The following is a 25,986-nucleotide window of genomic DNA, read 5'->3' as shown; positions in this document are numbered from 1 at the left end:
CCTCGCCCTACCCGCTCAGGAGACCATTCCCGAGCCCTTGGCGCGCACCGGTACCCCCAGCGTGCCGATCTCCTTGGCCAGTCCCTCGACGGTGAGCCGGCCCTCGCCGTTGATCTTCCACGCCTCGTCGAGCTGCCACGGTATGACCCGCTGCACCACGCTGCCGCCGACCACGAAGGCCTCGCCGGTGATCTCGCACCCCGGGCTGGCCAGGTAGGCCACGAACGGCGAGACGTTTCCCGGGTGCCAGCGGTCGAACGTGCCCTCCGTCGGCTGCAGGGCCTCGACCGTCTTGCCCGCGATCACCTCGGTCAGCCTGGTCCGGGCCCTCGGCAGGATCGCGTTCACCCTGACGCCGTAGCGCTTCAACTCCTTCGCCGCGACCTGGGTCAGGGTGGCCACGCCGGACTTGGCGGCCGCGTAGTTCGCCTGGCCCGGGTTGGCGAACAGGCCCGACTCGCTGCTGGTGTTGATCACCGATGCGGACACCTGCTCGCCCGCCTTGCTGCGCTCCCGCCAGTGCAGCGCGGCCGCGCGGGTCACCAGGTAGGTGCCGCGCAGGTTCACCGTCAGCACGACGTCCCAGTCGTCCGGTCCGAGGTTGATCAGGACCCGGTCACGTAGGACGCCGGCGTTGTTGACCAGGATGTCGATCTTGCCGAAGGCGTCCAGCCCGGCGGCGACGATCCCGGCGGCGCCATCGGCCTCGGCCACGTTGTGCCCGCTGGCCACGGCCTCGCCGCCGGCCTCGGCGATCTCCCGGACCACCTCGTCGGCAACGGGGCTCGCCGCGCCGGTGCCGTCTCCCGCGCCGCCAAGGTCGTTCACCACAACCTTCGCGCCCTCGGCAGCGAGCAGCACCGCGTGCTCCCGACCGATGCCGCGGCCGGCTCCGGTCACCACGGCCACCAAACCGTCAAGACTTCCCACGTCACCGTCTCCGATCGTCGAACCAGCCGCTCGCCCGGGAGCGCCGTCAGAACGGTATTATTGTAGTGAGTGGACACATCATATGAACACCCGCGAAACAGCCAAATCGCCGCACCGGGCGGGTGCCTACCGGCGACCTACGCCATGCAACACGTAGGTGATGACCTCCTGATCCACCGCGCTGACGGTGGGCCGGTCGGCGCCGGGCTGGAACAGCCACTGGTCGAGCAGGGTCACCGCGAGCACCACAGCGGCGACGGCCGGAGGGGTCAGCTCGGCGTCGAGCCCCGGGTACAGCGAGCCGTCCGCGTGACTCAGCGCGTGGGTTCGGATCAGCACCAACAGCTGGTCGAACGACTCGAGAGCGGTGGCCTGGATCGACTCCACGTCGCTGTCGTCCGAGTCCAGGGTCAACAGCGCCAGCATGATCGCGCGCTGTGAGCGCAACAACCTGATCAGGCTGTGCATGAAGACGCGCGCGTGCGCCTCTTCGCCCCCGGCCGGTACCCGCCGCTTGTCCCACCGGGCGACGAACTCGTCGATACTGGCGCGGAACCGCTCCAGCGTGGTCGCCTCGAAGAGCCCCGACTTGTTGCCGAAATGGCGGAAGAGCAGCGTTTCGGACACGCCCGCCTCGGTCGCAATGGCTCGGGTACTGGTTCCGGCATATCCGTTCTGAGCGAAATAGCTGGATGCGGCGGCATGCAGCAGACCGCGAATTTCCTGGGAGGTCCGGCGCAGTCTCGGCTTCCCCACTTCAGCCTTTGCCACCACGCGATCCTACGTCGTCCGCCGGCGGCGGGTCCTATGCCCGCGGGCCCGTGTCTCACACTTCATGCGAATCTCTCCCCACGCTCGGGGTCGCACCCGGAAACAGACCGGGTCAACCAGCTGCCCGCACGCCTTTGCGCAACACGGTCACATCACCGTCCAGGGTGGCGCGGCAGGCCAGCCGAGCTCTCGGCTCGCCCGCCTTCATCCCCAGCGACAATCGATCGGCCTCGACCGACGACTTCTCCGACAAATTCTCGCCGCCTTCCTCGACCACCATGTAACAAATGCCGCATTCGGCGTCGCCATTGCAGATGGATGGCCACCGGATGCCCTGACGCCGGGCCGCCCGGTAGACGGGCTCACCGTCACCCACCGCGAAGGTGACATCGGCGGGGAGAACTCGGATCCGACCGGCCACTCGACCTACTCCGCGCCCGGGTTCCGCTCGTTCACGGCATGCATGTGCACAATCCGGGCCCCGTAGGTCGACAGGCAAATTGAATGAAGTATGCGCTTACAACTTGCGGATACGCTACGCGGCCACTCGCGGGCCAGTCAAGGCAGCCCGACCGCGACCGAGGCCACGACACCGGGCCCGGTAGCTTGCTGTGCAGTATTCGCTCGCTTCACAATAGCCGGGGCGGCCGACACGGCATCGACGAGGGTCCGACGGTCCGCCAGCAGTGTCCCCGACCCCAGGGAGCCACCACATGTCCTTCACGATCAGCGTCGATGCGGACAGCTGCATGGGCGCCCAGCGGTGCATGTTCCTGGCCCCGGCGACGTTCGACCTCAACGAGGACGGCATCGCCGAGGTCCTCGATGCGGCCACGCTGACCGAGGAGCAGGCCGAGAAGATCGCCGCCGAGTGCCCGAACTTCGCCATCGCGGTGGAGCACCGGGGCGACTGAGCCGGCCCGGCCCGGCCCGGAATGGACGGCACGGGGTCCCGGCACCGGACGCCGGGATCCCGTTCCCGCGACAGCCGCGACTGTCGCCGGTACTCGCCTCAGTCGATCGCGCCGATCACCGCGCCCACCGGGTAGTCCTCCTCCGGCCGCGCACCGTGGCGCAGCACGCCGCGCTCCGTCGCCTCGACCTCGACCTCGGTCTTGTCGGTCGCCACGACGAGGATCGGCTCGCCGGGTTTGACCGTCGCCCCGTCCTCCACCAGCCACTCGACGATGGTGACCTCTGTGACGGTCACCCCGACCCGAGGCACGATCAAGTCAGCCATTGAGCACCCTCCTCACGCCTTGCACACGGTGCGGACCGCGTCGAGAATCCGGGCGGTCGAGGGCAGGTGCGCGGCCTCGAGCTCCGCCGAGTACGGCACCGGTGTGTACTCGGCGCCCACCCGCAGGATCGGCGCGGCGAGCGAGCCGAAGAGCTCCTGCGACAGCCAGGCCGCGATCTCTGCGCCGACCCCGAACCGCTGTACCGCCTGGTGGACCACCACGGCGCGGCGGGTCCTGCTCACCGACTCCAGCATGGCCTCGGCGTCCCACGGCACGATCGAGCGCAGGTCCAGCACCTCGACGTCGATCTCGCCGGCCAACTGGGCGGCCGCATCGAGGCTGTCGTGCACCTGCTTGCCGTAGGTGATGATCGTGACGTCCGAGCCGGCCCGCTTGATGTCCGCCTTGCCCAGCGGCACGACGTGCTCCCCCGCCGGCACCGGCCCCTTCATGGCGTAGAGCGTGGCCGGCTCGATGATGATCGTCGGGTCGTCGTCCCGGATCGCCGCGGTCAACAGCCCCTTGCCGTCCGCCGGGGTGCTCGGGATCGCGATCTTGAGGCCGGGCGTGTGCGCGAACCAGGCCTCGACCATCTGCGAGTGCTGCGCACCGAACTGCAGGCCGCCGGTGGCCAGCCCGCGCACCGTGATCGGCACATTCGTGCGACCGCCGGACATGTAGCGCAGCTTCGCGGCGTGGTTGGCCAGCTGGTCGAGGCAGACGGCGTAGAAGTCCGCGATCATGATCTCCGCGACCGGGCGCATGCCGAGCAGCGAGGCGCCGGTGGCGGCGCCGATGATCGCCTGCTCGGAGATCGGCGTCTCCCGGACCCGCTGCGTGCCGTACTTGGTGGACAGTCCCGCGGTCACCTTCGCCGCGCCGCCGGCCGGGTCGATGATGTCCTCGCCGAGCAGGAACACCGAGTCGTCGCGGGCCAGCTCGTTGTCCAGCGCCTGGTTGAGCGCCTGCACAAGGGTGATCTGCGGGTCGCTCATGCCGGCACCTCCGCCGCGTACACGTCGGTGAACAGCTCCGCCGGGTCGGGCAGCGGTGCGTCCAGCGCGGCCTGGACAGCCTGCTCGAGCTCTCCGGTCAACCGCTGGTCGATCTCGCCGAGCTCCGCCTCGGTCGCGGTGCCGTCGGCGATCAGCAGTTCCCGGTACCTCGGCACCGGGTCGGCCGCGATCGCCGCCTGCAGCTCCTCCTTGGGCATGTACGGCATCTGGTCACCGAAGAGATGACCCATGAATCGGTAGGTCTTGGCCTCGATCAGGGTCGGTCCGAGGCCGGCCCGCGCCCGCCGCACCGCCTCGGTGGCCACCCGGTAGGTCGCGTCCGGGTCGTTGCCGTCCACCGTCACCCCCGGCATGCCGTACGAGGCCGCACGCTCGGAGATGTGCTCCACCCGCTGTGAGTCGAGGCGCGGGGTGTACTCGCCGTACTCGTTGTTCTGACAGACGAACACGATCGGCAGGTCCCACACGGCGGCCAGGTTGAGCGCCTCGTGGAACGCCCCGATGTTCGTCGCTCCGTCGCCGAAGTAGCACACCGTGACGCGGTCGAGGCCCTTCATCTGCGAGGCGAGCGCGACCCCGTTGGCGATCGGGATGCCGCCGCCGACGATCCCGGTGGTCACCATCAGCCCCGAGTTCGGGTCCGAGAGGTGCATCGGGCCGCCCTTGCCCTTCGACGTGCCGGTCGCCTTGCCCATCATCTCGGCGAGGATCTCGCCGAGCGGGGCGCCGGAGGCGATGCTGTCGTGCATCCCCCGGTAGGTCGTCACGGTGTAGTCGTCGGACTCCATCGCGGCGGCGACCGCCGCCGGAATGCACTCCTGCCCTCGCGGCGAGTAGTAGACGATCATGATCTTGCCGCTCATCAGCAGGCCACGGACCCGCTCGTCAGCAAGATTGATCTTGGTCATCGTTTCGTAGATCTGCAACCTGATCTTGGCGTCCAGCTGCACGTCGTCGTCGGCCACCGCGACTCCTCAACATGACCAGCCCATCGCGGAGCGCGACAGGCTTATGGAGCGAGTACTAACTGTAGCCGGGAAACTATTTCAGGTCCGGGACGGTGTCAACGGACCTCGGCGGGTCGCCACGCTCGGCGCATCCGACCCGGAGCACGGACGGGGTGTCCGGACGGCTACTCGATCTCCGAGCGGTTCCGCACGCCGTAGATCATCAGGCGCTCCAGCTCGTTGGTGATCCGATCGTCGGCCACCTCGCCGGCGTTCGTCCCGAAGATCCAGCCCCGGAACATCGCGGTGGCGAGTACCGAACCGACACCGACCCGGGCGGTGACCGGGATGTTCAGGCCCCGGTAGCCGAACCGCTCCGCCTCCTGGGCCACCACACTCTCGATCAGCCGCAGCACGTCCGCGAGGGGGGCGCCGGAGTCCTCGACGACGTCGTCGGAGTAGATCGAGGCCGCCGTCAGCGCCATCGCGAAACCGCGCCGATCCGACAGCGTGCCGAAGAACGTGTCGATGAAGGAGCGCACCGGCAGCTCCGCCTCGTGCGGGCTGTCGTAGGCGAGCCACTGGTCGGCATAACCCTGCAGCACCTCGACCAGCGGCTCGACCACCGCCTCGCGGAACAGCTGCGCCTTGCTGCCGAAGTGCCGGAAGAGCAGCGCCTCGGCAACCCCGGCCTGCTCGGCGATCCGCTTGGTGCTGGTGTTCGAGTAGCCGTGTGAGGAGAACAGCTCGCGCGAGGCGTCCAGGACCAGCTCACGCACCTCCCCTGGCGCGCGCCGAGCGGCTCGTGCTCGCTCGGGCGGCGGGGTGGGAGCGGGGATGCTCATCAGGGAAGCCTACCTATCGGACAACCGATAACGCGGCAGGCACTCCTAGAGTTCCGCCTCGGCCGCCATGGTCATGCGCGTGCCGGGGCACGGTCGGGAGCCGCCAGTCCGGCGCCCGACCGTTCAGGGCCGGGGCTGGCCAGGACTCTGATCATGACCTGGATGATGCCAACGCCGAGAGCGACGGTGGCCAGCGAGGCGAGCGCCAGCAGGCCGGGCGGCGCGTTCTCGGCGTGCATTGCGCTGAAGATCGGCCAGCCCTGCGCGTAGTAGGAGCAGGTAACCGTGCACAGCACGATCAGCGGGACCGCCAACTGTCGCCAGCCCGGCAGGTGCGGCAGCGCCTTGTGCACCGCCGCCGCGGCGACCCAGGCCGCCGCCATGTTCAGCGTCATCCAGTGGACGGGGAGCTCGAAGAACCGGAACGGCTGGTTGCCGTAGTAGGCGTAGAAGTTCCCGTTGACGGCAATCAGCTCGAAGACCAGCTCCAGCGCGACCGAACCGGCGAACAGTTTCTGGAAGTGCGCCGGCCCGGCTCCGCGCCGCGCCGCGCGCAGATAGAGGAAGATCGGAATTCCGAAGTACAGCCCGTAGCCGAACGGCGCGTACATCGGCATTTCCCGGCCGTAGGTCGTGAAGAGGGTGAAATGCGACGGCGGAATGTACATGTTGCCGAGGGTGTCGACCATCGGTTCCTGAATGGTGGCGAGCATCCCGCCGACCAGGACCAGCACGCCGACGGCACGGCCGGTCCGCCGCCAGTGCACGAGCATGGCGGCGAGGCCGAGCAGCACCACCGCCGCGCAGGCGAGTGTGAAGATCAGCTCAACCCCGGCGGGGTTCGACACCAGGTTGTCCGGTGGGGCGCCCAGCGGGCCCTCCGCCGGTGCGAGCAGCACGCCGTCCATGAGTCGTCGCCCTCCGCCGAACAAGACAGTTCAGTCACCGGTCCGCACCGGGAGACCGTACGATCCCACCGATCGACCGTCAAGGGATCAGAGATCCCGTACCGCCAGGGCGGGACGGCCCGCTCAGGGAGCGGGCGAGTCGGCCGCCGCCGGCGGCGGCAGCCCGTCGCGGTGCCGGGTCATCCCCCACAGGCCCAGCTTGATCATCCCTTCGACCACGTCGTCGCTGCCCGACTCGGCGTGGTCGTCGGGTAGCAGGATCCAGCCGTAGGACGACATCCCGATGATCATGCCGAGCAGTACCCGGACCGACATGTCGACCCCCTGGGTGGACATCCAGCCCCGCCGCCGCGCCTCCAGCTCGGTCATCAGCCGCAGCTGGGTGATCAGCTTCTCGAACGCGATCCGGATCCGCACGATCATCGGAGCGGGCAGCTCGGCCCGCCCGAAGAGCATCTGGTCGAGTGCGTGCTGGTTGGCCGCGAGGTTGTCGTGGATGTCCCGGATGAAGACCTTCATCAGCTCTTCGTCCGCGAGTGGCTCCCCCAGCTGACGCAGCCAGTCGTTGCCGAGCTGCTCGAACCCGCGGACGAACGGCTCCAGCACGGCCTCGGAGAACAGCTCGGCCTTAGTCTCGAAGTGGCGGTAGAGCACCGAGAGGGCCACCCCGGCGCGCCGGGCGACGTCGCGGTTCGTGGTATTCGCGTAGCCGTTGGCGCCGAACTCGGCCCGGGCGGCATCGAGCAGCAGGGTGCGGAGCTCGGCGGGGCTGCGCCGGTGCTGGCGCTCCGCCTTCGGCGGCTTGGACTTGTCCGACACGCTGGCCATCGGACCATCTTCCCACCTCATTCGTCGCAAGGGACTCTCGATCCCTTGTGTCCGCCGTAGCGGTCTCCTACAGTGAGCTGAGGCACACCCGAGCGCACCCTCGACCGGAGGCCCACCACCATGCGCGATGCCGAGCTGAGTCCCGACGACCTCCGCACCCTGTGCGACATGGACGAGGGCGTGCTGAGCCCTCGGATCTACGCCGACGAGGCGATCTACCGCCTGGAGCTGGACCGGATATTCGGCCGGGCCTGGGTGCTGCTCTGCCCGGAGCAGCAGATCCCGAAGCCGGGCGACTTCTTCAACACCTACGTGGGCGCGGACCGGGTGATCGTGGTCCGGCAGAAGGACGGGTCGATCAAGGGCCTGCTCAACCAGTGCCGGCACCGGGGCAACGAACTGGCCCGCCCGGACTCGGGCAATACCAAGATGTTCACCTGCTCCTACCACGGCTGGTCCTATGACCTGCAGGGCAATCTCCGCAATGTCCCGCACGAGGACATCGTTTTCCCGAATGGTTTCGACAAGTCTGCGTGGGGTTGCGGCGCAATGGCTCAGGTCGAGAGCTACAAGGGTCTGGTGTTCGGTACCTGGGACCCGACCGCGCCCCCGCTGGAGGACTACCTGGCGGATGCTGCCTGGTACCTCGACATCTTCCTGGACCGGTTCGAGGGCGGGCTCGAGCTCATGGGCGGCGTCAACAAGTGGGTCATCAAGGCCAACTGGAAGATCGTCGCCGAGCAGTTCGTCAACGACATGCTGCACCCCGAGCAGACCCACATCTCCGCGTTCCTGGCCAGCGTCCCGCCGGACGCGGACTTGTCGAAGATGCAGCTGCCGGTCACCGGCCGACAGTTCACCTCGCCCCACGGGCACGGCATGGGGCTCTGGACCGACGGCCCGATCCTCGACCTGACGATCGGGCCGGTCGCCCGCCGGTACTTCATGGAGGAGTCCTACCCGGCGGCGGTGGCGCGTGTCGGCAGGGCCCGCGCGGATGTCCAGGCCGCGCACATGAACCTGTTCCCCAGCTGCGTGGTGCTGTTCGGCTTCAACCACCTGCGGGTGATCCAGGCGGTGGGGCCACAGGAGTCCGAGATCTGGACCTGGCAGTTCGTCCCGGCGGCGGCACCGTTGGAGGTGAAGAAGACCTGGGCGGCCAACGTGCAGCGGGCGTTCGGCGCCGGCGGGCTGTTCGAGACCGACGACAGCGCCGTCTGGGCCGGCATCCAGCGCACCCTGCGCGGCACCATGGGCCGGCGCCTCCCGTTCAACGTCGGAATGGGCGACCGCACGAACCAGGGACCGGACGCCGACTACCCCGGCCGGGTCACCCAGCGGGCCTACTCCGAGGTGGCCGCGCGCGGCTTCTACCACCGCTGGCTGGAGATGCTCACCCACGACACCTGGACCGACCTCGACCAGGCCGCGAAGGCCCGCCACGCGGAGGGAGCGCGCCAGTGACCACCACTCTGCCGACCCAGGACCACAACACCCGGGACGAGGCACCGCCGCCAGGGATGGCGGCGCTGCTGCTGCAACACCAGGTGGAGCAGTTCTACTACGCCGAGGCCCGGATGATCGACGAGCGGGACTTCCACGGCTGGTTGGACCTGTTCACCGACGACACCCGCTACCTGGTGCCGATCCACCGCAACCAGACCGGCGCCGAGTTCACCGACGAGCTCGGCGACCTCGGCCTTGCCCACTTCGATGACGACAAGTCCGTCCTGCGCAAGCGGGTCCTGCGGATGGTGTCCGGCCTGGCCTGGACCGAGGACCCGCCCTCGGTCCAGCGGCACCTGGTCACCAACGTGCAGGTGCGCACCCTGGACAGCGGTGAGCTCGCCGCGGACTGCTGTTTCCAGGCACACCGCTACCGCCTGGACCGCGAGGTCGAGGTGTTCACCGGCTCCCGGAACGACGTGCTCCGCCGGGAGGGCGAGAGCTTCCGGATCGCCGCCCGCACCGTCTACCTCGACCACACCACGGTGCTGGCCAACAACCTCAACCTCTTCCTCTAGACAAGGCGGACCACCATGTACGACTCGATCGTCATCGGAGCCGGGCACAACGGCCTGACCTGCGCCGCCTACCTCGCCCGCGGCGGGAAGAACGTCCTGGTGCTGGAGGCCCGCGACACCGTCGGCGGCCTCTGCTGGACCATGGACATGCCGAACGCGCCCGGCTACAAGGTCAACCCCTGCGGCCTGGAGTTCCTGCTCACCGGGGTCGAGCCGTCGGTTGACCACGAGCTCGAGTTGCACCGCTACGGCCTGAGCTGGGAGCACCCCCAGACGCTTACCACCTGGCTCGGCCCGGACGGGCAGCACCTGACGGTCTGGAAGGACCGGCAGAAGATGCTCGAGGAGATCCGCAAGTACTCCCGGCGCGACGCGGTCAAGTACGAGCAGCTCGTCGACGAGATCACCGACACCCTGATGGTGGCACTGCCCTACCTGCAGGGCCACCCGTTCCGGGTCCGCCCCAGCGTGTTGCGGGACGTGCTCAAGAACCTGGCCAAGGGCCGCAAGAACGTCGCCCGCGGCGCCCGGGTGATGCTGTCCTCGATCGAGACGATCTGCCTGGAGTACTTCGAGCGCGAAGAGGTGCAGATCCCGATCGCGACGTACTCGCTGGCGAACTTCGGGCCGATGCACGAGCCCGGCAGCGGCCTGCACCTCTCGCTGCTCTGCGGCCTGCACGAGTGGGGCGTGCGGCACCCCGTCGGCGGGTCCGGTTCGTTCACCCAGGCACTGGCCGCGTGCGTGCGGGCCCACGGCGGCACGGTCCGCACCAGCGCGCCGGTGCGGGAGATCCTGATCGAGAACGGCCGGGCGCGGGGCGTCGTGCTGGCGTCCGGCGAGGAGATCCGCGCCGGCGACGTCGTGGGCGCGGTCGACCCGACCACCCTGATGACCAAGCTGGTCGAGCAGAGCCACGTCCCGCTGCAGACCAAGGAGGAGATCCGCGGCCTGCAGAGCCTGCGCAACAACCTCTACACGTTCAAGATCGACGCAGCGCTGAGCAAGCGGCCGGAGTACCCGAACCACGACCTGGCGAACCCGCACGCGGTGGCCGCGCCCATGGTCTGCCCCTCGATGGACTTCCTGCGCCGCTCCACGACGAAGGCGATGGCCGGCGACTTCGACCACGAGATCGCGTTGCAGATGGCGGTGCCGTCGATCGACGACCGCACCCTGGTCCCCGGCGGTAGCACCGGCGACAGCTTCTACCTCTACGCGTTCAACACCCCGGTACAGCTGTCGGACGACCGCGACTGGGCCGTCGAGGGCAAGCGGTACATCGATGCCTGCCTGGACCAGTTCGAGCAGTACTCACCCGGGTTCAAGGACAGCATCATCGACCTGCACGTCACAAACCCGGACGACTTCGCCAGCCGCTACCACGTGCACAAGGGCAACTACGAGCACGCCGACGTCACCCTCGCGCAGCTGGGCCCGTGGCGCCCGGTGCCCTCGATGGCCGGCTACAAGACACCGGTGGACAACTTGTGGCACTCCGCGTCGGGGGCGTTCCCGATGTCGTTCATCAGCGGTTGGCCGGGCCGCAACACCGCCAACATGCTGCTGCGCGGCCCGTCGCCGCTACAGCGGGCCCGCACGCTGGCCCGCCGGGGCTGAGCGTTCGGGACCGGCGGGCGCGAGGCCCGCTGCTGGTACCTCGGCGGCCTGGCGCCTGACGCCGACGTGCATGAGGTAGGTCATCGTGATGATCCAGACGGTGAACACGACAACCGGGATGTAGAAGCCGACCACCCCGTTCCAGGCAAACGGCCCCTGCTTGAAGAACACCGCGAGCCCGCCGCCTGCGCCGCCGAAGCCGACCCACATGTTCAGGTAGCCCGCCCAGCGCGGCCAGATCGGATCCGGGCTGTCGTCGATGAGCGCGGCGATCCCGATGCAGAACATCTGCATCACGAACGCGGGGAACACCATCACGAACATCAGCCAGCCGGCGTCGTGCAGCACCCGGACCGTCGTCGCGTCCAACTCCGGGCGGAACGTCGCCACGATCCACAACATGCCGCACAGCACGAAGAACACCTGCAACAGCACCGCGCCGCCGAACTGCATCAGCGCCAGCACCGGCGGCCGGCCCCGCTCGATGCGCGCGATCTGGCCGGTGATCACCGCCCAGAACGGGAACAGCAGGGTCGACGCGATCAGCGCGCCGAGCTGCCCCACCCGGATCTCGTCCGGGTGCGCGGCGTAGAACGCGCCGACCTGCTCGACGCTCCAGGACGGCGGCGACGGCGGGATCCAACCCGCAACCCCCCAGAAGAAGACGACGTACAGCACCAGGAAAGCCGGACCCGACCAGACGCAGAACAGCTGGAGCCTGGTGTTCATCAGCGCTCTCCCGTCATCGGGATACCGACCACCGGAACCCGACACCGTCCGGTTTACCGATGCTCGCAGCGCTCAGAAGCACTGTCAAATGTCACTAGCTAAATTGGGGAGCGGCACTCGCTAGAATCGTGGGGTGACGAGCACCGCCCCGACATCCACCGATCCCTCCCGCGGCAGCGGCACCCGGCGGTCCTCCGGGGAGGTCCGGGCGCTGCTCGTCGAGGCGGCCCGCGAGCTGTTCACCGAGCAGGGCTACCGGGCGACCACCAGGGACATCGCGACCCGCGCCGGCGTTGCCGAGTCGCTGATCTTCACCAGGTTCGGCTCCAAGGCCGAGTTGTTCCAGGTCACCGTGGTCAGCGCGTTCACCGACTTCATCGATGACTTCGTGACCTCGTGGGAAGCCAACCCGGTGGACAGCGACATCGAGGAGATCGCCGCCAGCTACATCGACGGTCTCTACGCCATGGCGCGACGCAACCGCCGGCTGCTGCGCGCCCTGATGGCGGCACCGGAGGACAGCGACCCCGCGTTCCGCGACATCGCCGAGCGGATCAGCCGGCATTTCGCCAACTCACTCGGGCGGGTCCAGCGAGTCGTCCGGATCGGCGCGGCGGCCCGTGGCTACAGCCTCGACGAGCCGATCTCCATCTCGGTCAACTCCGCCATGGTCGTCGCCACCGCTGTCTACGACGACTGGTTCCTGCCCGACGAGTGCCGCGCGGCCACCCGGGACCGGCTGATCCGGGAGCTGGTGGCGGTCTGCGTGCACGGCATCGCGCACCGCACCATCCCGGGCGGCACCACCGGCTAGCGCCGACTCCCCGGCCACCCGGACCCGGGCGGGAGCTCGGACCCGGCGGCCTGTTGTTACGCCGGCTTGTTGTTACGCCGGCTTGTTGTTACGCCGGCTTGTTGTTACGCGCCGGCCTGTTGTTACGCGCCGGCCTGTTGTTACGCGCCGGCCTGTCGTTACGCGCCGGCCTGTCGTTACGCGCCGGCCTGTTGTTACCGAGCTACACAGCAGACATGGCGCGAGCGCAAAATACCTGCCTGGTGTGCAGCTGGGTAACAGGGCGCGGGTCCGAGACGGCGCCGCGCCGGCCGGCAACTGGCTGGGCGTTGCCTCGGTCGACAGGTGAGTGGCTGCGGCTCCTGTGGGCAGCGCGGGGTCGACGCCGCGCATCTCCCGTGGACGCCGCGCACCTCGCACCGTGCGCGACGTCCACGGGAGGTGCGCGGCATGGTGTCGCGAGGTGCGCGGGAAGTACGGGAGGTGGGTGCCGGTCACCCGGCTGCGCGCCGGTACTGATCTCCGCCTCCGGCACGGCCACCGGCTCCGCCACCGGCTCCGCCACCGCCACCGCCGCGGGCTCCGGCACGGCCGCCTCCGGCTCCGCCCCCGGCACGGCCAGCTTCGCCACCACCGGCTTCGCCGCTGTCTCCGCCTGCGCCAGCGCCTGCGGCTCCACCGCCCGCTGCTCCGCCACCGCCACCGGCTCCGCCACCGGCGCCGCCATTGACCCCGCCGCTGCCTACGGCTCCGCCACCGCCGGCTTCGCCATCGCACGGCCGCCACCGGCTCCGCCACCGGCGCAGCCATTGACCCCGCCGCTGCCTACGGCTGCGCCACCGCCTTCGGTTCCGCCACCGCCGCGGGCTCCTCCACCGCCCGCGGCTCCACCGCGGGCTCGAGGACCTCGACGGTGCCGGCGCCGCCGTCCACCCGGATCAGGTCTCCGGTACGCAGCAGCCGGCTGCCCTCGCGGGTGTTGACCACGCACGGGATGCCCAGCTCACGGGCCACCACCGCGGCATGGCTGAGCGCGCCGCCGATGTCGACGACCAGCGCGGCCGAGATGAACATGATCGAGGACCAGCTCGGGTCGGTGGTCGCGGACACCAGGATCTCGTCCGGCTCGACCTCGTCGAACGCCGGGTCGGTGACCACCCTGGCCAGCCCCTCCACCACACCGGGGCTGACCCCGACGCCGGTGAGGGACCGCACCCGCGCGGTGCCGGCGACCACCGGCTGCTCGACGACCGGCTCGGGCGTACCCACCCAGGCCTCCGGCAGCCGCATCCTCAGGTACTCGCCGTGCCGCTGCCGGCGCAGCGCGACCAGCTCCCGCACCGCCGGCGTCGGGCCGGCCAGCAGCTCGGCCACGGTCAGGAAGAAGACGTCCGCCGGCTCGGCCAGCACCCCCTGCTCGGCGAGCAGCGTGCCGGCGCGCCGGGCGGTGGCCCGAACCACGTCGAAGGCCTGCAGGAACGCCGTCTTGGACACGCCGCGCAGCGGGATGCTGACCTCGGCACGGCGCAGCAGCAGCTTCACCACCGGGCGCTGCGCCGACGGCACCGCCGCGATCAGCTCCTTCTCCAGCCGAAGCCGCTCCTCGCGCCGCGCCCTGTCCCGCAGCCTGGGGTCGGCGTCATCCGGGCGGTCCCGGTAGTCGTTCACCAGGCGGCGCAGCGGGCTGTCGTCCTCGCGCCACACCCGCCCGGACAGCTCACCCTCCGACGGGCCGTGGAAGCCGTGCTTGCGCACCACCTCGGCCAGCTCGATCTCGCCCCGCGAGGTGCGCCACAGGTCGGCGACCACCTCGGTCTCCGGTACCCCGCCGTAGCCCCCGGCCAGCGCGGTCGGGTCGCCCACCCCGGTCTTGCGGGTGAGCTTGGTGAGCGCGTCGTACATCGGCTGCACGGCACAGAACAGCGCCATGGACTGCAGGTACACGCAGCGCCTGAACTGGGCCGAGGCCTCGGCGAACACCGCCAGTGCCTCGGGCAGCCCCATCGCGGCGACCCGGCCGGTCTGGCGCGGCCAGAACTCCGCGCTGGTGGCCCGCGCCACCCGCAGCCGTCCCGCGATGCGCAGCATCTGGTACGGCACCGCGACCGCGACGAACGGGTAGCGCTTCACCGTCGGCCGGTAGTCGATGGTGTCCGGGGCCTCCCCATACACACCGGTCGCCACCTGCTGACCGGTGGTACCCGGCATCCGGTCGCCGAGCCGGGCCAGCAGCTCCACCGACAGTGCGCCCCGGCCGTAGAACGCCTGGCACAGTTGTCGGCCCTTGGGTGGCAACCGCGACTCGGCCCGGGAGAACGCGCCCATGTCGCGCATGCTCAGTCGCATGCCCTCCTCGATGGTGGTGCCCCACAGGCTCCAGCTCAGTGGGGTCTGCACGCCGGGCACCGCCTCGCCGATGTTGCCGGTGGTCCAGTGCAGCCCGGGGTCGCTGGGATCGGTCAGCACGTCCCAGCTGTCCAGGCCGTCGCCGTTCATCAGGACACCGCCGCTCATCAGGACACCGCCGGGCCGGTGGCCGCCGTGGCCGCCCGCACCGGATCCTCGGCCCTGGGCAGCACGCTCGCCGGGTCCCAGCGGATCGGCAGGTAGTCGAACCCGTGCACCAGGAAGATCGTGTTCCGGGTCGGCTCCTCGGCCGGGTCCAGCTCCAGCGTGGGAATGCGCCGCAGCAGAGTGCTGATGCCGAGCGCCAGCTCCCGGCGGGCCAGTGCGGCGCCGAGGCAGGAGTGCACGCCGGTGCCGAACGTGACGTGTCTGCGCAGCTCGGAGCGGTCCCGGTCGACCCTGAACCGCTTCGGGTCGGCGAACACCTCCTCGTCCATGTTCGCCGAGGCGTACACCGGCCGGATCTTGGTACCGGCCCGCAGCGGGACGCCGCCGAACTCCATGTCCGCCGCGGCGGTGCGGCAGGTGCCCTCGATCGGCGCCATGTAGCGCAGGATCTCCTCGACCGCCGTGCCGATCAGCGCCGGGTTCTCCGCCAGCTTGCGCCGCTCGTCCGGGTTCGTGCACAGCAGGTAGATGCCGTTGCACATCGCCGTCGCGCTGGACTCGATGCCGGCACCGAGGAACTGGGAGACCGCGACCACCGCCTCCTGCGGCGTGAAGCGCGAGCCGTTGTCGTCCTCGGTGGTGAGCACGTGGGTGATCGCGTCGAACAGCTCCTCCCCCTCGGCCCGCCGGCGCGCCCGGTCCGGGCCCACCTCGGCCAGGAACTCGCCGATCTTGCCCAGTGACCAGAGCCCCCGCTGGTAGGAGGCGTCGTCCCCACCGAAGGTGGCGATGACCGCGTAGCCCCACTCCAGGATCTCCGGGGCCCGCTCGATCGGTAGGCCGATCAGGTGCGCGATCATCCCGCTGGTCACCGGCAGCGCGAAGTCCGCCATCAGGTCGAGGTGGCCGGTATCCGCGAACCCGTCGATCAGGTCGTCGATACGGGTCTGCAGCATCGGCGCCAGCGGGGCGATGTTCTTAGGCGAGAACGCCGGCAGGCAGATCTTGCGGGACCGCCGGTGCGTCTCACCGTCGGACCACACCAGCATCCCGGTGCCCTCCACCGGGGTCATCCGTTCCGGCCCGGCGCCCTCGATCGAGAGGAACCGGTCCGGGCTCTGCAGGATCTCCTCGACGTCGCGGTGGCGCATGAAGGAGTACAGCTCCGTCACCGGACCGGCGACGTAGGGGTTGTCGTTCAGCTCCTTCAGCTCCGCCTGGTCGAAGACGTGGTGGTGCACCGGGCAGGTCGTGCGCAGCCGCTCGAAGTGCTCCTCGATGTTCTGCTTGACCTCGGGCGAGCGCGGGTCGTACGAGGCCGGGTCGTACCCGGTGACATCAGTAGTCACACCGGCGGCCGCGTTGTCGGCGGTGGCGGTCATCTCACGCCTCCAGGTACCGGTCGAGGATCTGCGCGAAGTGGCGGATCCGGGACTCCTGGTACGCCGAGAAGGTCACGCCCTCCTTGCGGCTGGCCCGCAGGCCGCGCTGCACCCGGGACAGGTTGCCCATGTCCTGGTTCAGGATCGCGCCGAGTGCGCCGAGCTCCGGTGCCTCCGTCCAGTCCGGCGAGTCCGATCCCGGCGCGTTGTCCAACCAGTGGATCTTGGCTGTCGGCGGGTCGATGCCCGTCGGGCACAGCCCCATCAGCATCACGTCGACGATGCAGGCCATGGGGTTGTTCTCGTCCGGGCGGAAGCGGTAGACGATGGGGAAACCGTCGCCCGCCCACGGGATGAAGTTCGGGAACAGCGCGTACTCGATGGCGTCGATGGCCTCGGTGTTGGACATCTTGCTCAGGTCCACGCCGTAGAGCTTGCTGAACTCGATGCGGTGCGCGTTGGCAGCCACGTCGCGGGCGGTCTGGCCCTCGCCGAGCTCGGTGGGCGCGTCGCTGCCCAGGAAGTCGACGATGAGGCTCTCGGTGACCTCGTCGTCGCCAACGCTGTCGCCGAGGCTCGGGCTGGGCACCGCGATGAGCGTGATCATCCGGTTGCTGTGCTGGTCGAAGACGTCGTACTGGGTGTTGTGGTCACCGGTGAACATCACGATCTGCGGGTGGGTGACGAACACGTGGTAGCTCTCGATGAAGGCCTCCATCGTGGCCTTCCAGTTGGCCGGCACCCGGGCCTGCACGTGCGCGGCCTTGAACCGGCTCTTCAGTGGCATCTGCTCGAAGTGCGCGGGCAGCACCTCGCCCAGGTAGTCGGCCAGGGTGCCGGACTCCGGGTCCAGGTTGACGAACACCCAGCCGTCCCAGGTATCCACCTTCACCTCGGGCAGCGTCAGCTTCGCCTTGTCCACCTGGGGGAAGTCCCACTGGCAGGGCAGGTTCCGCATGCTGCCGTCGAGGTTCCAGGACCAGCCGTGGAACGGACAGGTCAGGCTGGCCATGCTGGTCTGCCCCCTGGCCAGCTGGGTGCCCCGGTGCAGGCAGCTGTTGTGGTAGGCCTTGATCTCGTCGGGGGTCACCCGGACGACCACGACCGAGTCGTCGGCGATGTCGTAGACGATGGTGTCCCCGACGTTCGGGATGTCCTCCTCCCGGCACGCCATCTGCCACACCTTGCGCCACATCTTCGCGACCTCGCGGGCGTGGTACTCCGGGCTGAGGTAGCGCTCCTTGGGCAGGTCGGCCACCCCGAAGTACCCCGCCGACTCGGATTGCAGTGCGCTCGGCACGACCTGGCGCGCGGCCTCCTCGGCGAGCACTTCCTGAACGGTGGGACCGGTCGAGCGGGCCTGTCCTGGCGGCTTGTTCGTGGTGGTGGTCATCGAGCGCTCCTTGGGGCGGATCGAACGGCCGAGATGCCTCTGGCGGAAACCGAACAGCTTTAGGCAGAATGTGCGCCGGGCCACAGTAGGGCGATTTGGTGTTAGATAGCAAGGGCTAGCGATTGGTTGGCAGACACTCACCACAACGCGACAGGTCATGCTGCCTTCGCCGGCTCTACGAGAGCCGCAACTATCTAACGAGCAGAGGTGCGTCGTGTCCGATCCCCAGCACCCCTCACGTGCTTCGATCCTCGAGACCCGCCGCGACATCGAGAGCACCGTCGCGGGCCGGACGATCTGTTCGGAGTTTCTCCGCCTGATCGAGGAGCGGCCGACCGAGCCGGCACTGCGGTGCCGCGTCGACGACGGCTGGCGGACGTACTCGTGGACGGACTACGGCGAGCGGGCCGCCCGGGTCGCCGCCGGGCTGCGCCGGCTCGGGCTGGTGCGGGGCGAGCTGGTCGCGATCCTGTGCCGCAACCGCCCGGAGTTCCACTTCCTCGACGTCGGCACCCTGCTCGCCGGCGGCACCCCGTTCTCGCTGTACAACTCCTCGCCGCCGGAGCAGATCGCGTTCGCGCTCGGGCACAGCCGGGCCGCCGTGCTGGTGGTGGAGGACCGCGCCTTCCTGGACCGGGTCGAACAGGTCCGCGACCGCCTCCCCCAGCTGCGCCACATCGTGGTGATCGACCCCGGCGCCGACCCGCTGGACGGCGCCGTCGCGCTGGCCGACCTGACCGACGGCCCCGGCGTCGACCTCACCGAGGCGGTCGCGCGGGTCCGCCCGGAGGATCCGCTCACGGTCATCTACACGTCCGGCACGACCGGTGCGCCGAAAGGCGTGATCCTGAGCCACCACAACATGTGTTACGCCGTCGAGGCCGACTCCCGGGCCAGCGGGCTGTCCATGGCGGGACTGCGCCAGCTGTCCTACCTGCCGATGGCGCACATCGGTGAGCGGTTCGTGACGCACTACCTGCACATCCTCGGCGGGACCTTCGTGACCACCTGCGCCGACCTGGCCCAACTGCCGGTGCTGATGGCCGAGGTCCGGCCGCAGTGGTGGTTCTCCGCGCCCCGGCTGTGGGAGAAGCTGCGCGCCGGGGTGGAGGCGAGCCTGCTCGCCGAGCCGGCGGCCAAGCGCGAGTTCGACGAGGCACTGGAGCTCGGCTGGCGGGCGCACCGCCTCACCAACGACGGCCAGCCGCTGCCCGACGAGCTCGACCGCGCCTGGTCCAAGGCCCGCACCGAGGTCGTGTCGCCGGTGCTGGCCCGGATCGGCCTTGCCGACGTCGTGCTCGCGATCACCGGGGCCGCGCCGCTGGCACCGGAGACGCTGCGCTTCTTCGTCTCCTGCGGGGTCAACGTGTCGGACGTGTACGGCTCGTCGGAGACCTCGGGGTTCATGGCGTGGTCGCCGAACCACGTCGTGCCCGGCACCTCGGGCAAACCCCTACCCGGCCTTGAGATGCGCATCGCCGAGGACGGCGAGGTGCTGGTGCGGGCACCGAGCGTGTTCCACGGCTACCTCCGGGACCCGGACCGGACCCGGGAGGCACTGACCGAGGACGGCTGGTACCACACCGGGGACATCGGGAGGTGGGACGCCGACGGCAACCTCTCGATCATCGACCGCAAGAAGGAGATCCTGGTCCCGGCGTCCGGCCACAAGGTCAGCCCGGTGCTGCTGGAGAGCGCGGTCAAGCGGGAGTGCCCGCTGGTCGGGCAGGCCTGCGCCATTGGCGACGCCCGGCCGTACCTCTCGATGATCGCGGTGCTCGACCCCGATCTGGCACCGGCGTGGGCTCGCGAGCACGGGCTGGAGGCCCTCGACCTCGCCGGCCTCGCGGACAGCCCCGAGATCGCCGACCAGCTCGGGGCGGCCATCGCGCGGGTCAACGGCGAGCTCGCGCCGGCCGAGCGGATCAGGTCGTGGACCATCCTGGCCGACCCGTGGCTGCCCGACACCGACCTGCTCACCCCGACCTCGAAGCTCAAGCGGCGCGGCGTCCACGCCCGGTACGCGGCCGAGATCGAGAAGATGTACTCGGAAACCCCACTAGGATTATCGAAATGAGTCGCGCCGCGCCGCGAGGCACCGGGACGGAGCCGGGAGCTCCCGCGCCGCCGGTCCGCCCCGCCAAGGCGAAGCCGCGCAAGCGCCGCTCCTCGGAGGAGGTCCGCGAGCTCACCCTGGCCACCGCCCGGGAGCTCTTCGCCGCCCGCGGTTACGCCGGTGCGACCACCCGGGACGTCGCGCTGGAGGCCGGGGTCACCGAGGCGACCATCTACCGCCAGTTCGGCACCAAGGCCGCCCTGTTCGACGCCGCCGTCGTGGAGCCCTACCAGCGCTTCATGACGGAGTTCATGGACGCCTGGCAGCAGGAGGTCCGCGAGCCCAGGTCCGGCAAGGAGGTCGTCCGGTCGTTCGTCGCGGGTCTCTACGACACCCTCAGCAACAACCGCCCGATGATCCTCGCCTACATCTGCGTGACCCGGTTCCGCTCGTTCCCGTCCAGCGACAACGAGCAGGGCTCGGTGATCAGCCAGGAGCTGGTCAAGATGGACGAGTGGGCGGAACGGGCCTCCGCCGACCTGGGGTTCCTCGACCTGGACAACCCGGTGACCCTGCGCTGCTCGTTCGCCATGGTGATGGGCATGGTGCTGCACGACGACCTGCTCTTCGAGGCCGGGCCGAAGCACCCGAGCCGCGAGCGGGTGGTGCGCGAGCTGACGAACTACATGTACCACGCACTGGCGAGCCGACGGGACGACGGCACGGACTGACCGGCCCGCGCTCAGCCGATGTTCTTGCGGGCCGCCGCGAACACCGTCGGGAGTGGGCCGTCGGTGTCACCGACGCGGGCCCGCGCCCAGCCACCGAGCGTGGCCAGTGCCGGGTTGCCGTCCTCGGTCCCCGGCGCGATCGCCAGCACCCCGTCGAACACCTCGCCGGTGGCCCCGTCGACGGTGACCTCGCGGCCGGCCAGCGGGCCCAGCGTGCCGGGGCCGCAGCCGACCACGCACGGCGTGCCCAGCTCGCGGCTCACCACCGCGGCGTGCGATGTCGACCCGCCGATCTCGGTCAGGATCGCCACCGACGCGATCATGCCGGCGACGTCGTCCGGGTCGGTGGTCGGCCTGGCCAGCACAACGGCGACGTCGTCATCGGCGAGGTCCTCGGCCTCCTCGACGTCCAGCACGACCCGACCGCTCGCAGTGCCGGGGCAGGCCGGCTCACCCCGGGCCAGCACGGTCGCGCCGACCCGCGCCTCCGGGGCGACCCTCGGCCGGCAGACCGCGGCCACCTGCTCCGGAGTGACCATGAGCAGCGCCTCGTCGGTGCTCAGGATGCCGTCCTCCCGCAGCCCGACGGCAAGCCGGACGGCGGCGTCCGGTGAGCGCTTCGCGGCCCGGCTCTGCAGCATCCAGAGCCGGCCGGACTCGACGGTGAACTCGATGTCCTGCACGTCCTTGCCGGCCAGCTCCAACTGGGTGGCCGCCGCGAGCAGCTGGGCGTGCACCCCCGGCTGCTGCTCGGCCAGCGCGTCCAGGCGCAGCGGGTCATGCCGGCCGGACACGACGTCCTCACCCTGGCCGAGCGGCAGCCACTCGCCGTAGGGCGCCTGGTCCCCGGTCAACGGGTTGCGGGTGAACAGCACGCCCGTCCCGGACCGGTCGTCCAGGTTGCCGAAGACCATCGCCTGCACGGTGACCGCGGTGCCGCCGTCGTCGGAGATGCCGTGGTGACCCCGGTAGGCGATCGCCCTCGGCGAGTTCCACGACCGGAACACCGCCGTGATCGCGGCGAGCAACTGCTCCCACGGATCGCTCGGCGGCGCCACCCCGACCACCCGCTCGAACTGCTCGATGAACCGCCGGTGGGTGTCCGCCGCGTACGTCTGGTCCCCGGTCAGGGCGTGCAGCGCCTTCTCCACCTCCGCGTTGATGCCGAGGTTGAGCACGGTGTCCATCATCCCCGGCATGCTGCGCGCGGCACCGGAGCGCACCGAGACCAGCAGCGGCCGGTCGGTACCGCCGAAGCCGCGGCCGGTCCTGCGCTCCAGCTCGGCGACCGCGTCCCGCACAGCGTCGGTGACCTCGGACCCGAGCTGGCCGCCTGCCGCGTTGAACTCCCGGCAGACGTCGGTGGTCAGCACGAATGCCGGCGGCACCGAGAGGCCGAGGGCGTGCATCTTGTTGAGACTGTGCGCCTTGCCGCCGACCAGCTCGCGGTCGAGGTCAGCGTGCTCGCCCATCCACAGCAACGTCATGCTCGGTACTCCGTCGTCCGGGGTCGGTGTGGGGTCAGTGGGTGGGTCGCCGGGTGGGTCAGTGGGTGGGTCACAGCGCGCGACCGGCGGCGGCCTCGTCGGCGCGGGTGCGCCCGAGCAGCCCGATGAGCTCCTCGTGCAGCTCGAACCACACCGTGTGGTAGCTGTCCGCGATCGGCCGGGCGACGAACGAGTGGTCGCCGGCGCGCAGCTGCCGCACCGCGTTGTCGAACCGGCCCGCGTACGGGGCCAACCGGGGCGCCTGGCCGATGATGCGCTCGAGCAGCGGGGAGAAGTTCCCGTGCAGCGCCACCAGCCGATCGATCACGCCCTGGTCGTAGGCCGCGTCGGTGTGGTCGTTCGGGGTGTCGGCGTCCTTCAACTGCCACGCGGTCACGACCGACTTCAGCGCGCTGTTGTGGTCGTCGAACTCGTGGTACGCCGCCTCGAGCGCCGCCTCGTCGACACCGGCCCGCTCCTGGACCAGCAGCTCCGCGAGACGCTCCCGCCCTTCGGGGGTGATCCGCACCGAGGTGCCGGCCGCCTTGGCGTTGCCGGCGCCGATCAGGGCGTCCAGGCCGGTCCGCGCCTCGTCGACACCGATGGAGGCGCAGACCGAAGCGGCCTCAACGCTGATCCGGCCCTTGAGCCGTACGGCCTGGAGCAAGAGCAGCTCCGTCATGCTCCCCTCCTCGCTCTCGAGTCCAGTTGGTCTGGTGCCGGTAGCACGGTCAGCGAGTTAGTGCGCACCCCATAGATTAGTCTTGGCGCGCACCGGGCACCAGCACCGGGGTCGAGCCCCGACCACCGGGTGTGGTTGTCAGCTCGGTCGCGGTCGAGCACGTCATCTGGGGCGGCTCGGCGGCGAGACGGTCACCAGGCACACCGACTGGTACACCCTGGACGAAGCCACCCTGCACATCGGCCCGTACACCAGGCCGCGCCCCCACCTCGCCGTGGCCAGCGCGATCACCCCCTCCGCCGGGCGGATCGCCGGTCGGCACGTGCTGGGGCTGCTGTGTGTGGCGGCGGGCAGCAGCCCGGGCTACGAGGTGCTGGACCTGAACTGGCGGATCGCCGAGGAGCAGGCCGCCGAGCACGGGCACGTGATGGACCGGTCCGGGCTGCGACTGGTCGCGCCGTTCCACATCGCCGAGTCCAGGGACCAGGCCCTGAGCGAGGTACAGGCCGGGTACGAGCGGTGGTGCGGGTACATGATCGACACGCTCGAGGGCGGCCCTTCGCTGCTCGGCTACGACAGCCTCGAGAGGATCAACGAGGAGGGCCACGGGGCGATCGGCACGGTGGAGGACGCGGTGAACGCCCTGCACCGGTACTGGAACAAGTCCGGTGGGTTCGGCTGCATCCTCAACCAGCAGACCCACTGGGCGGACGACGAGGCCACCCGACGGTCGTACCGGACATTCGTGGACGAGGTCATGCCCGCGTTCACCGGTTCGGCCGGCCCGAGGCACGAGTCCTACCTGTGGACGCGGAACCGTCGAGCGGACCTGAGCGCGCGCAGCCGGGAGGCCGCCACGAAGGCCATCGAGGCCACTTCGCGGCGTCGGACCCGAGTGCCGATCAGCCCGCAACGGTGAGCGCGGGAACTTCCGGCTCGGGACTCTAGGTGGTGGCTGGAACCACGCCGAGCTGCTGCAGGAACCCGAGGGTGTCCCACACCTCCCAGGTCTCAGCTGCTGGAAGTTGTTGTCTAGGGCCGTGCGACCTGTTTCGGGACATGACCGCGGGCCGTGACACCGAGCCGACGAATGAGTATCGGCGGATCCTCAATTTTGAGGATGCATCGCCGTCGACCGACCGCGAGGGTTCGTCAGCTCGCCGGCGCTCTGCCTGTCTGGCTGGACAAGCGTCGGCCTCGTGATCTGCCCGAGGAGACAATACGATGCGCGTGCTCATGACTGTTGAGATCCCGACGGAACCTGGCAATCTGGCGATCAAGGATGGCCGGCTGGGGAAGGTGATCGAGTCTGTCCTGAGCGGCATCAACCCCGAGGCTGTCTACTTCGCGACCCGATCCGGAAACCGGGCGGCGTACATCGTCTTCGACCTGGAAGATGCCAGCCGCATACCGGTCGTGGCCGAACCCTTCTTCACCGAGCTGGGGGCGAAGGTCGACCTGACTCCCGTGATGAACAGGGAAGATCTGGCCGAGGGCCTCAGCAACCTGCGCTAATGGTGCCGTTCTAGCTTGTTGCTCGGCCAGCCGCGGGTTCCGGCTGGCCGAGCTCGAGGGCCGCCCCAGCGCGGCGGACAGTTCGCGCGCGATGGCTCGGGTGATCTGTCCGGCTTCTGGCGGGCGGTGCCCGAGTCGCCCCCTGGGGGCGGTCAGAGCTGAGCGGCGCGCGGCGTGGTGGCCGGGCTCCAGCCGAGCGACGGGGCGACCTCGTTGCGGATCAGCTCGAGTGACCGCAGGGTCTCCCGGTGCCCTGGGTCGGCCGGGTGCACCTGCAGGATCAGGTCGGTGGCCAGCGGGAGCACCCGGTCCGCGCGCAGGCTGGCGATGACGTCTTCCGGGCAGCCGAGGTGCAGGTCGCTCCGGGTGACCAGGTCCGCCAACGGCGCATGCGGGTCGAGGCCGCCCCGGCCGGCCAGTTGGGTGGCGGAACGGCGCAGCCCGGCCTCGGCCTCGCGGAACGCCTCCACCCGGGTCGGAGCGACGTACAGCGAGCGGGACAGACCGATCCGGGGCGTGATGTCGGGATGGGACCAGCTGCCGAGGTAGGCCTCGACGAGTTCGGACTGCGCCTCCCCGAGCGGCCGGTGCGCGGCGGTGGCCCAGCTCGCGCCATTCTGGCCGGGTCGGATCGCGGTGCGCGCCAGGAGCAGGCCGCTGCCGTGTTCGGCGGCCCGCACGGCGCCCGCCACCCCGAACGTCGCCTCCCACACGGTGGCGAGCAGCGGCCGCGCGGGCGGGAACAGCGTGGACCCGGCCGGGGTGAGCTCCTGGCCGGCCAGGGCGTCGCGGACCACGGCGAACGCCCGGTCGTACTCCTGCTGCCGGTCCTCGAAGGGCACCCCGAAGATCGCGAACGCGGGCTCGCCGCCACCGGTGCCGAAGCCCAGTTCGAGTCGCCCGTTGCTCAGTGCCGCGAGCACCGCCGCGTCCTCGGCGAGCCGGACGGGATTCTCCAGGGCGAGGGTGATGATGCCGGTCGCCAGGGTGAGCCGGCGGGTGTACTGCGCGGCGGCGGCCAGGAACACCAGCGGGGACGGTAGGCCGCCCTCGTTGCCGGCGTGGTGTTGCGCGACCCATCCGGTGTCGAAGCCGAGCCGGTCCGCGGTCATCAGCAGTTCCAGCGCGCGCGTGTAGCGCCGTGGCGGCGGGACCTCGTCGACGAGCCGGGTGAACACACCGAGGCGGAACGGATTCCGCTGCCGCTGGTGGGGAAAGGGGTCCGTTCCGGTGCTGGACATGACGGTGGTTCTCCCTGAAGAAGCCGCGGGCAGAGGTCAGCTGGTGCCGAGTGGTCGGGGCACTCAGCCGCTACAGAGAGCGGTGGACACCCGGTGCAGATCAACATGCAGACGCGTCACCAACAGCTCGCCCCGGCCCAGCGATGCCACGCGGCTGGGCAGGCGTCCCATGCTCTCCGCAATCGCCAACGCCATCGCCATGATCGGCCCCTTGAGTCCGGTGCGCTTGCTCGGCCGTCTCCGGCGAAGCCTGGTCATCACCCGGGGCACCCCACCGCACAGCGAGGGTTGTCAGCCAGCAAGCCGGGGCTCCGCGCTGGCATTCGCGACCGT

The 25,986-nt window shown here is 70.0% G+C and carries 25 protein-coding genes and 1 riboswitch; of the genes, 9 read left to right on the top strand and 16 right to left on the bottom strand.

All coding sequences use genetic code 11. The features are described from left to right. Window positions 1–15: 15 nt before the first annotated feature. The 3 genes from ACTXG6_RS24580 to ACTXG6_RS24570 form a co-directional block, all read right to left on the bottom strand. On the bottom strand, window positions 16–900 hold the full coding sequence (locus tag ACTXG6_RS24580; protein WP_445181719.1) for an SDR family NAD(P)-dependent oxidoreductase: 885 nt from the start codon (window positions 898–900) through the stop codon (window positions 16–18). Between the two features lie 156 nt (window positions 901–1,056). After that, window positions 1,057–1,686 carry a TetR/AcrR family transcriptional regulator gene (locus ACTXG6_RS24575; RefSeq protein WP_445190105.1) on the bottom strand — a complete coding sequence of 210 codons (630 nt, stop codon included), beginning with the start codon at window positions 1,684–1,686 and terminating at the stop codon, window positions 1,057–1,059. A gap of 127 nt (window positions 1,687–1,813) precedes the next feature. Next, on the bottom strand, window positions 1,814–2,122 hold the full coding sequence (locus ACTXG6_RS24570; RefSeq protein WP_445181718.1) for a 2Fe-2S iron-sulfur cluster-binding protein: 309 nt from the start codon (window positions 2,120–2,122) through the stop codon (window positions 1,814–1,816). 292 nt (window positions 2,123–2,414) lie between these two features. Between ACTXG6_RS24570 and ACTXG6_RS24565 the strand changes: the two genes are divergently transcribed. Next, on the top strand, window positions 2,415–2,615 hold the full coding sequence (locus tag ACTXG6_RS24565) for a ferredoxin (RefSeq protein ID WP_445181717.1): 201 nt from the start codon (window positions 2,415–2,417) through the stop codon (window positions 2,613–2,615). 98 nt (window positions 2,616–2,713) lie between these two features. On the opposite strand, the gene ACTXG6_RS24560 is transcribed toward ACTXG6_RS24565, so the two are convergent. The 6 genes from ACTXG6_RS24560 to ACTXG6_RS24535 form a co-directional block, all read right to left on the bottom strand. Then, window positions 2,714–2,941: a biotin/lipoyl-containing protein gene (locus ACTXG6_RS24560; RefSeq protein WP_445181716.1), complete on the bottom strand. Its 228-nt coding sequence runs from the start codon at window positions 2,939–2,941 to the stop codon at window positions 2,714–2,716. 12 nt (window positions 2,942–2,953) lie between these two features. Then, window positions 2,954–3,937 carry an alpha-ketoacid dehydrogenase subunit beta gene (locus ACTXG6_RS24555; protein WP_445181715.1) on the bottom strand — a complete coding sequence of 328 codons (984 nt, stop codon included), beginning with the start codon at window positions 3,935–3,937 and terminating at the stop codon, window positions 2,954–2,956. Then, window positions 3,934–4,923, bottom strand: a complete 990-nt coding sequence (locus ACTXG6_RS24550; RefSeq protein WP_445181714.1) for a thiamine pyrophosphate-dependent dehydrogenase E1 component subunit alpha — start codon at window positions 4,921–4,923, stop codon at window positions 3,934–3,936. Before ACTXG6_RS24550 ends, ACTXG6_RS24555 begins: the two co-directional genes overlap by 4 nt. A gap of 167 nt (window positions 4,924–5,090) precedes the next feature. After that, the gene (locus tag ACTXG6_RS24545) at window positions 5,091–5,750 is read right to left on the bottom strand and encodes a TetR/AcrR family transcriptional regulator (protein WP_445181713.1); all 660 of its coding nucleotides are present in this window, start codon (window positions 5,748–5,750) and stop codon (window positions 5,091–5,093) included. Between the two features lie 71 nt (window positions 5,751–5,821). Continuing rightward, window positions 5,822–6,658, bottom strand: a complete 837-nt coding sequence (locus ACTXG6_RS24540) for a hypothetical protein (RefSeq protein WP_445181712.1) — start codon at window positions 6,656–6,658, stop codon at window positions 5,822–5,824. Window positions 6,659–6,781: 123 nt separating this feature from the next. Further along, window positions 6,782–7,486, bottom strand: coding sequence for a TetR/AcrR family transcriptional regulator (locus tag ACTXG6_RS24535; protein ID WP_445181711.1), 705 nt, complete (start codon window positions 7,484–7,486; stop codon window positions 6,782–6,784). A gap of 120 nt (window positions 7,487–7,606) precedes the next feature. On the opposite strand from ACTXG6_RS24535, the gene ACTXG6_RS24530 reads away from it, so the two are divergent. From ACTXG6_RS24530 to ACTXG6_RS24520, 3 genes are read left to right on the top strand one after another with little or no spacing between them, the layout of a single operon-like run. Next, on the top strand, window positions 7,607–8,950 hold the full coding sequence (locus ACTXG6_RS24530; protein ID WP_445181710.1) for an aromatic ring-hydroxylating dioxygenase subunit alpha: 1,344 nt from the start codon (window positions 7,607–7,609) through the stop codon (window positions 8,948–8,950). Further along, window positions 8,947–9,510 (top strand): aromatic-ring-hydroxylating dioxygenase subunit beta, encoded by a 564-nt coding sequence (locus ACTXG6_RS24525; RefSeq protein WP_445181709.1) that lies wholly within the window; start codon window positions 8,947–8,949, stop codon window positions 9,508–9,510. The genes ACTXG6_RS24530 and ACTXG6_RS24525 overlap by 4 nt, the downstream gene beginning before the upstream one ends. A gap of 15 nt (window positions 9,511–9,525) precedes the next feature. Further along, entirely contained in the window at window positions 9,526–11,130 is a 1,605-nt protein-coding gene (locus ACTXG6_RS24520; protein WP_445181708.1) for a phytoene desaturase family protein, read from the top strand. Here the strand turns inward: ACTXG6_RS24520 and ACTXG6_RS24515 are convergent. Further along, window positions 11,095–11,859 carry a hypothetical protein gene (locus ACTXG6_RS24515; protein WP_445181707.1) on the bottom strand — a complete coding sequence of 255 codons (765 nt, stop codon included), beginning with the start codon at window positions 11,857–11,859 and terminating at the stop codon, window positions 11,095–11,097. The two genes, ACTXG6_RS24520 and ACTXG6_RS24515, sit on opposite strands and share 36 nt — an antisense overlap. A 133-nt stretch (window positions 11,860–11,992) precedes the next feature. Here ACTXG6_RS24515 and ACTXG6_RS24510 point away from each other — a divergent pair, with 133 nt between their 5' ends. Continuing rightward, on the top strand, window positions 11,993–12,673 hold the full coding sequence (locus tag ACTXG6_RS24510; RefSeq protein ID WP_445181706.1) for a TetR/AcrR family transcriptional regulator: 681 nt from the start codon (window positions 11,993–11,995) through the stop codon (window positions 12,671–12,673). A gap of 804 nt (window positions 12,674–13,477) precedes the next feature. On the opposite strand, the gene ACTXG6_RS24505 is transcribed toward ACTXG6_RS24510, so the two are convergent. The 3 genes from ACTXG6_RS24505 to ACTXG6_RS24495 are packed head-to-tail and all read right to left on the bottom strand — an operon-like array spanning window position 13,478 to window position 17,941. Then, window positions 13,478–15,166, bottom strand: a complete 1,689-nt coding sequence (locus tag ACTXG6_RS24505; protein WP_445181705.1) for a PEP-utilizing enzyme — start codon at window positions 15,164–15,166, stop codon at window positions 13,478–13,480. Next, window positions 15,166–16,548 (bottom strand): cytochrome P450, encoded by a 1,383-nt coding sequence (locus ACTXG6_RS24500; RefSeq protein ID WP_445181704.1) that lies wholly within the window; start codon window positions 16,546–16,548, stop codon window positions 15,166–15,168. The genes ACTXG6_RS24505 and ACTXG6_RS24500 overlap by 1 nt, the downstream gene beginning before the upstream one ends. 1 nt (window position 16,549) lies before the next feature. Further along, window positions 16,550–17,941 (bottom strand): aromatic ring-hydroxylating oxygenase subunit alpha, encoded by a 1,392-nt coding sequence (locus ACTXG6_RS24495; protein ID WP_445181703.1) that lies wholly within the window; start codon window positions 17,939–17,941, stop codon window positions 16,550–16,552. Window positions 17,942–18,155: 214 nt separating this feature from the next. Here ACTXG6_RS24495 and ACTXG6_RS24490 point away from each other — a divergent pair, with 214 nt between their 5' ends. Then, on the top strand, window positions 18,156–20,018 hold the full coding sequence (locus tag ACTXG6_RS24490; RefSeq protein ID WP_445181702.1) for an AMP-dependent synthetase/ligase: 1,863 nt from the start codon (window positions 18,156–18,158) through the stop codon (window positions 20,016–20,018). Further along, entirely contained in the window at window positions 20,015–20,728 is a 714-nt protein-coding gene (locus tag ACTXG6_RS24485; protein ID WP_445181701.1) for a TetR/AcrR family transcriptional regulator, read from the top strand. The genes ACTXG6_RS24490 and ACTXG6_RS24485 overlap by 4 nt, the downstream gene beginning before the upstream one ends. A gap of 11 nt (window positions 20,729–20,739) precedes the next feature. Here ACTXG6_RS24485 and ACTXG6_RS24480 read toward each other — a convergent pair whose 3' ends face one another. Then, window positions 20,740–22,215: a pyruvate, phosphate dikinase gene (locus tag ACTXG6_RS24480; RefSeq protein WP_445181700.1), complete on the bottom strand. Its 1,476-nt coding sequence runs from the start codon at window positions 22,213–22,215 to the stop codon at window positions 20,740–20,742. 70 nt (window positions 22,216–22,285) lie between these two features. Beyond that, window positions 22,286–22,897, bottom strand: coding sequence for a hypothetical protein (locus ACTXG6_RS24475; protein ID WP_445181699.1), 612 nt, complete (start codon window positions 22,895–22,897; stop codon window positions 22,286–22,288). A gap of 82 nt (window positions 22,898–22,979) precedes the next feature. Here ACTXG6_RS24475 and ACTXG6_RS24470 point away from each other — a divergent pair, with 82 nt between their 5' ends. Then, window positions 22,980–23,816: an LLM class flavin-dependent oxidoreductase gene (locus ACTXG6_RS24470; protein WP_445181698.1), complete on the top strand. Its 837-nt coding sequence runs from the start codon at window positions 22,980–22,982 to the stop codon at window positions 23,814–23,816. Window positions 23,817–24,121: 305 nt separating this feature from the next. Further along, complete coding sequence (locus tag ACTXG6_RS24465; RefSeq protein ID WP_445181697.1) at window positions 24,122–24,412, top strand: hypothetical protein; 291 nt, start codon at window positions 24,122–24,124, stop codon at window positions 24,410–24,412. Between the two features lie 152 nt (window positions 24,413–24,564). Here ACTXG6_RS24465 and ACTXG6_RS24460 read toward each other — a convergent pair whose 3' ends face one another. Then, complete coding sequence (locus tag ACTXG6_RS24460; protein WP_445181696.1) at window positions 24,565–25,653, bottom strand: LLM class flavin-dependent oxidoreductase; 1,089 nt, start codon at window positions 25,651–25,653, stop codon at window positions 24,565–24,567. Between the two features lie 217 nt (window positions 25,654–25,870). Further along, window positions 25,871–25,984, bottom strand: a riboswitch (SAM riboswitch). Window positions 25,985–25,986: the final 2 nt, after the last annotated feature.

It is taken from the genome of Pseudonocardia sp. Cha107L01, from assembly GCF_052566575.1.
This window is presented reverse-complemented; position numbering and strand designations above follow the sequence as displayed.

Coding starts and splice junctions, on each gene's coding strand:
- ACTXG6_RS24565 (WP_445181717.1), top strand. CDS start 2,415: ATGTCCTTCACGATCAGCGTCGATGCGGACAGCTGCATGGGCGCCCAG.
- ACTXG6_RS24560 (WP_445181716.1), bottom strand. CDS start 2,941: ATGGCTGACTTGATCGTGCCTCGGGTCGGGGTGACCGTCACAGAGGTC.
- ACTXG6_RS24555 (WP_445181715.1), bottom strand. CDS start 3,937: ATGAGCGACCCGCAGATCACCCTTGTGCAGGCGCTCAACCAGGCGCTG.
- ACTXG6_RS24545 (WP_445181713.1), bottom strand. CDS start 5,750: ATGAGCATCCCCGCTCCCACCCCGCCGCCCGAGCGAGCACGAGCCGCT.
- ACTXG6_RS24540 (WP_445181712.1), bottom strand. CDS start 6,658: ATGGACGGCGTGCTGCTCGCACCGGCGGAGGGCCCGCTGGGCGCCCCA.
- ACTXG6_RS24535 (WP_445181711.1), bottom strand. CDS start 7,486: ATGGCCAGCGTGTCGGACAAGTCCAAGCCGCCGAAGGCGGAGCGCCAG.
- ACTXG6_RS24530 (WP_445181710.1), top strand. CDS start 7,607: ATGCGCGATGCCGAGCTGAGTCCCGACGACCTCCGCACCCTGTGCGAC.
- ACTXG6_RS24520 (WP_445181708.1), top strand. CDS start 9,526: ATGTACGACTCGATCGTCATCGGAGCCGGGCACAACGGCCTGACCTGC.
- ACTXG6_RS24515 (WP_445181707.1), bottom strand. CDS start 11,859: ATGAACACCAGGCTCCAGCTGTTCTGCGTCTGGTCGGGTCCGGCTTTC.
- ACTXG6_RS24505 (WP_445181705.1), bottom strand. CDS start 15,166: ATGAGCGGCGGTGTCCTGATGAACGGCGACGGCCTGGACAGCTGGGAC.
- ACTXG6_RS24500 (WP_445181704.1), bottom strand. CDS start 16,548: ATGACCGCCACCGCCGACAACGCGGCCGCCGGTGTGACTACTGATGTC.
- ACTXG6_RS24495 (WP_445181703.1), bottom strand. CDS start 17,941: ATGACCACCACCACGAACAAGCCGCCAGGACAGGCCCGCTCGACCGGT.
- ACTXG6_RS24485 (WP_445181701.1), top strand. CDS start 20,015: ATGAGTCGCGCCGCGCCGCGAGGCACCGGGACGGAGCCGGGAGCTCCC.
- ACTXG6_RS24480 (WP_445181700.1), bottom strand. CDS start 22,215: ATGACGTTGCTGTGGATGGGCGAGCACGCTGACCTCGACCGCGAGCTG.
- ACTXG6_RS24475 (WP_445181699.1), bottom strand. CDS start 22,897: ATGACGGAGCTGCTCTTGCTCCAGGCCGTACGGCTCAAGGGCCGGATC.
- ACTXG6_RS24465 (WP_445181697.1), top strand. CDS start 24,122: ATGCGCGTGCTCATGACTGTTGAGATCCCGACGGAACCTGGCAATCTG.
- ACTXG6_RS24460 (WP_445181696.1), bottom strand. CDS start 25,653: ATGTCCAGCACCGGAACGGACCCCTTTCCCCACCAGCGGCAGCGGAAT.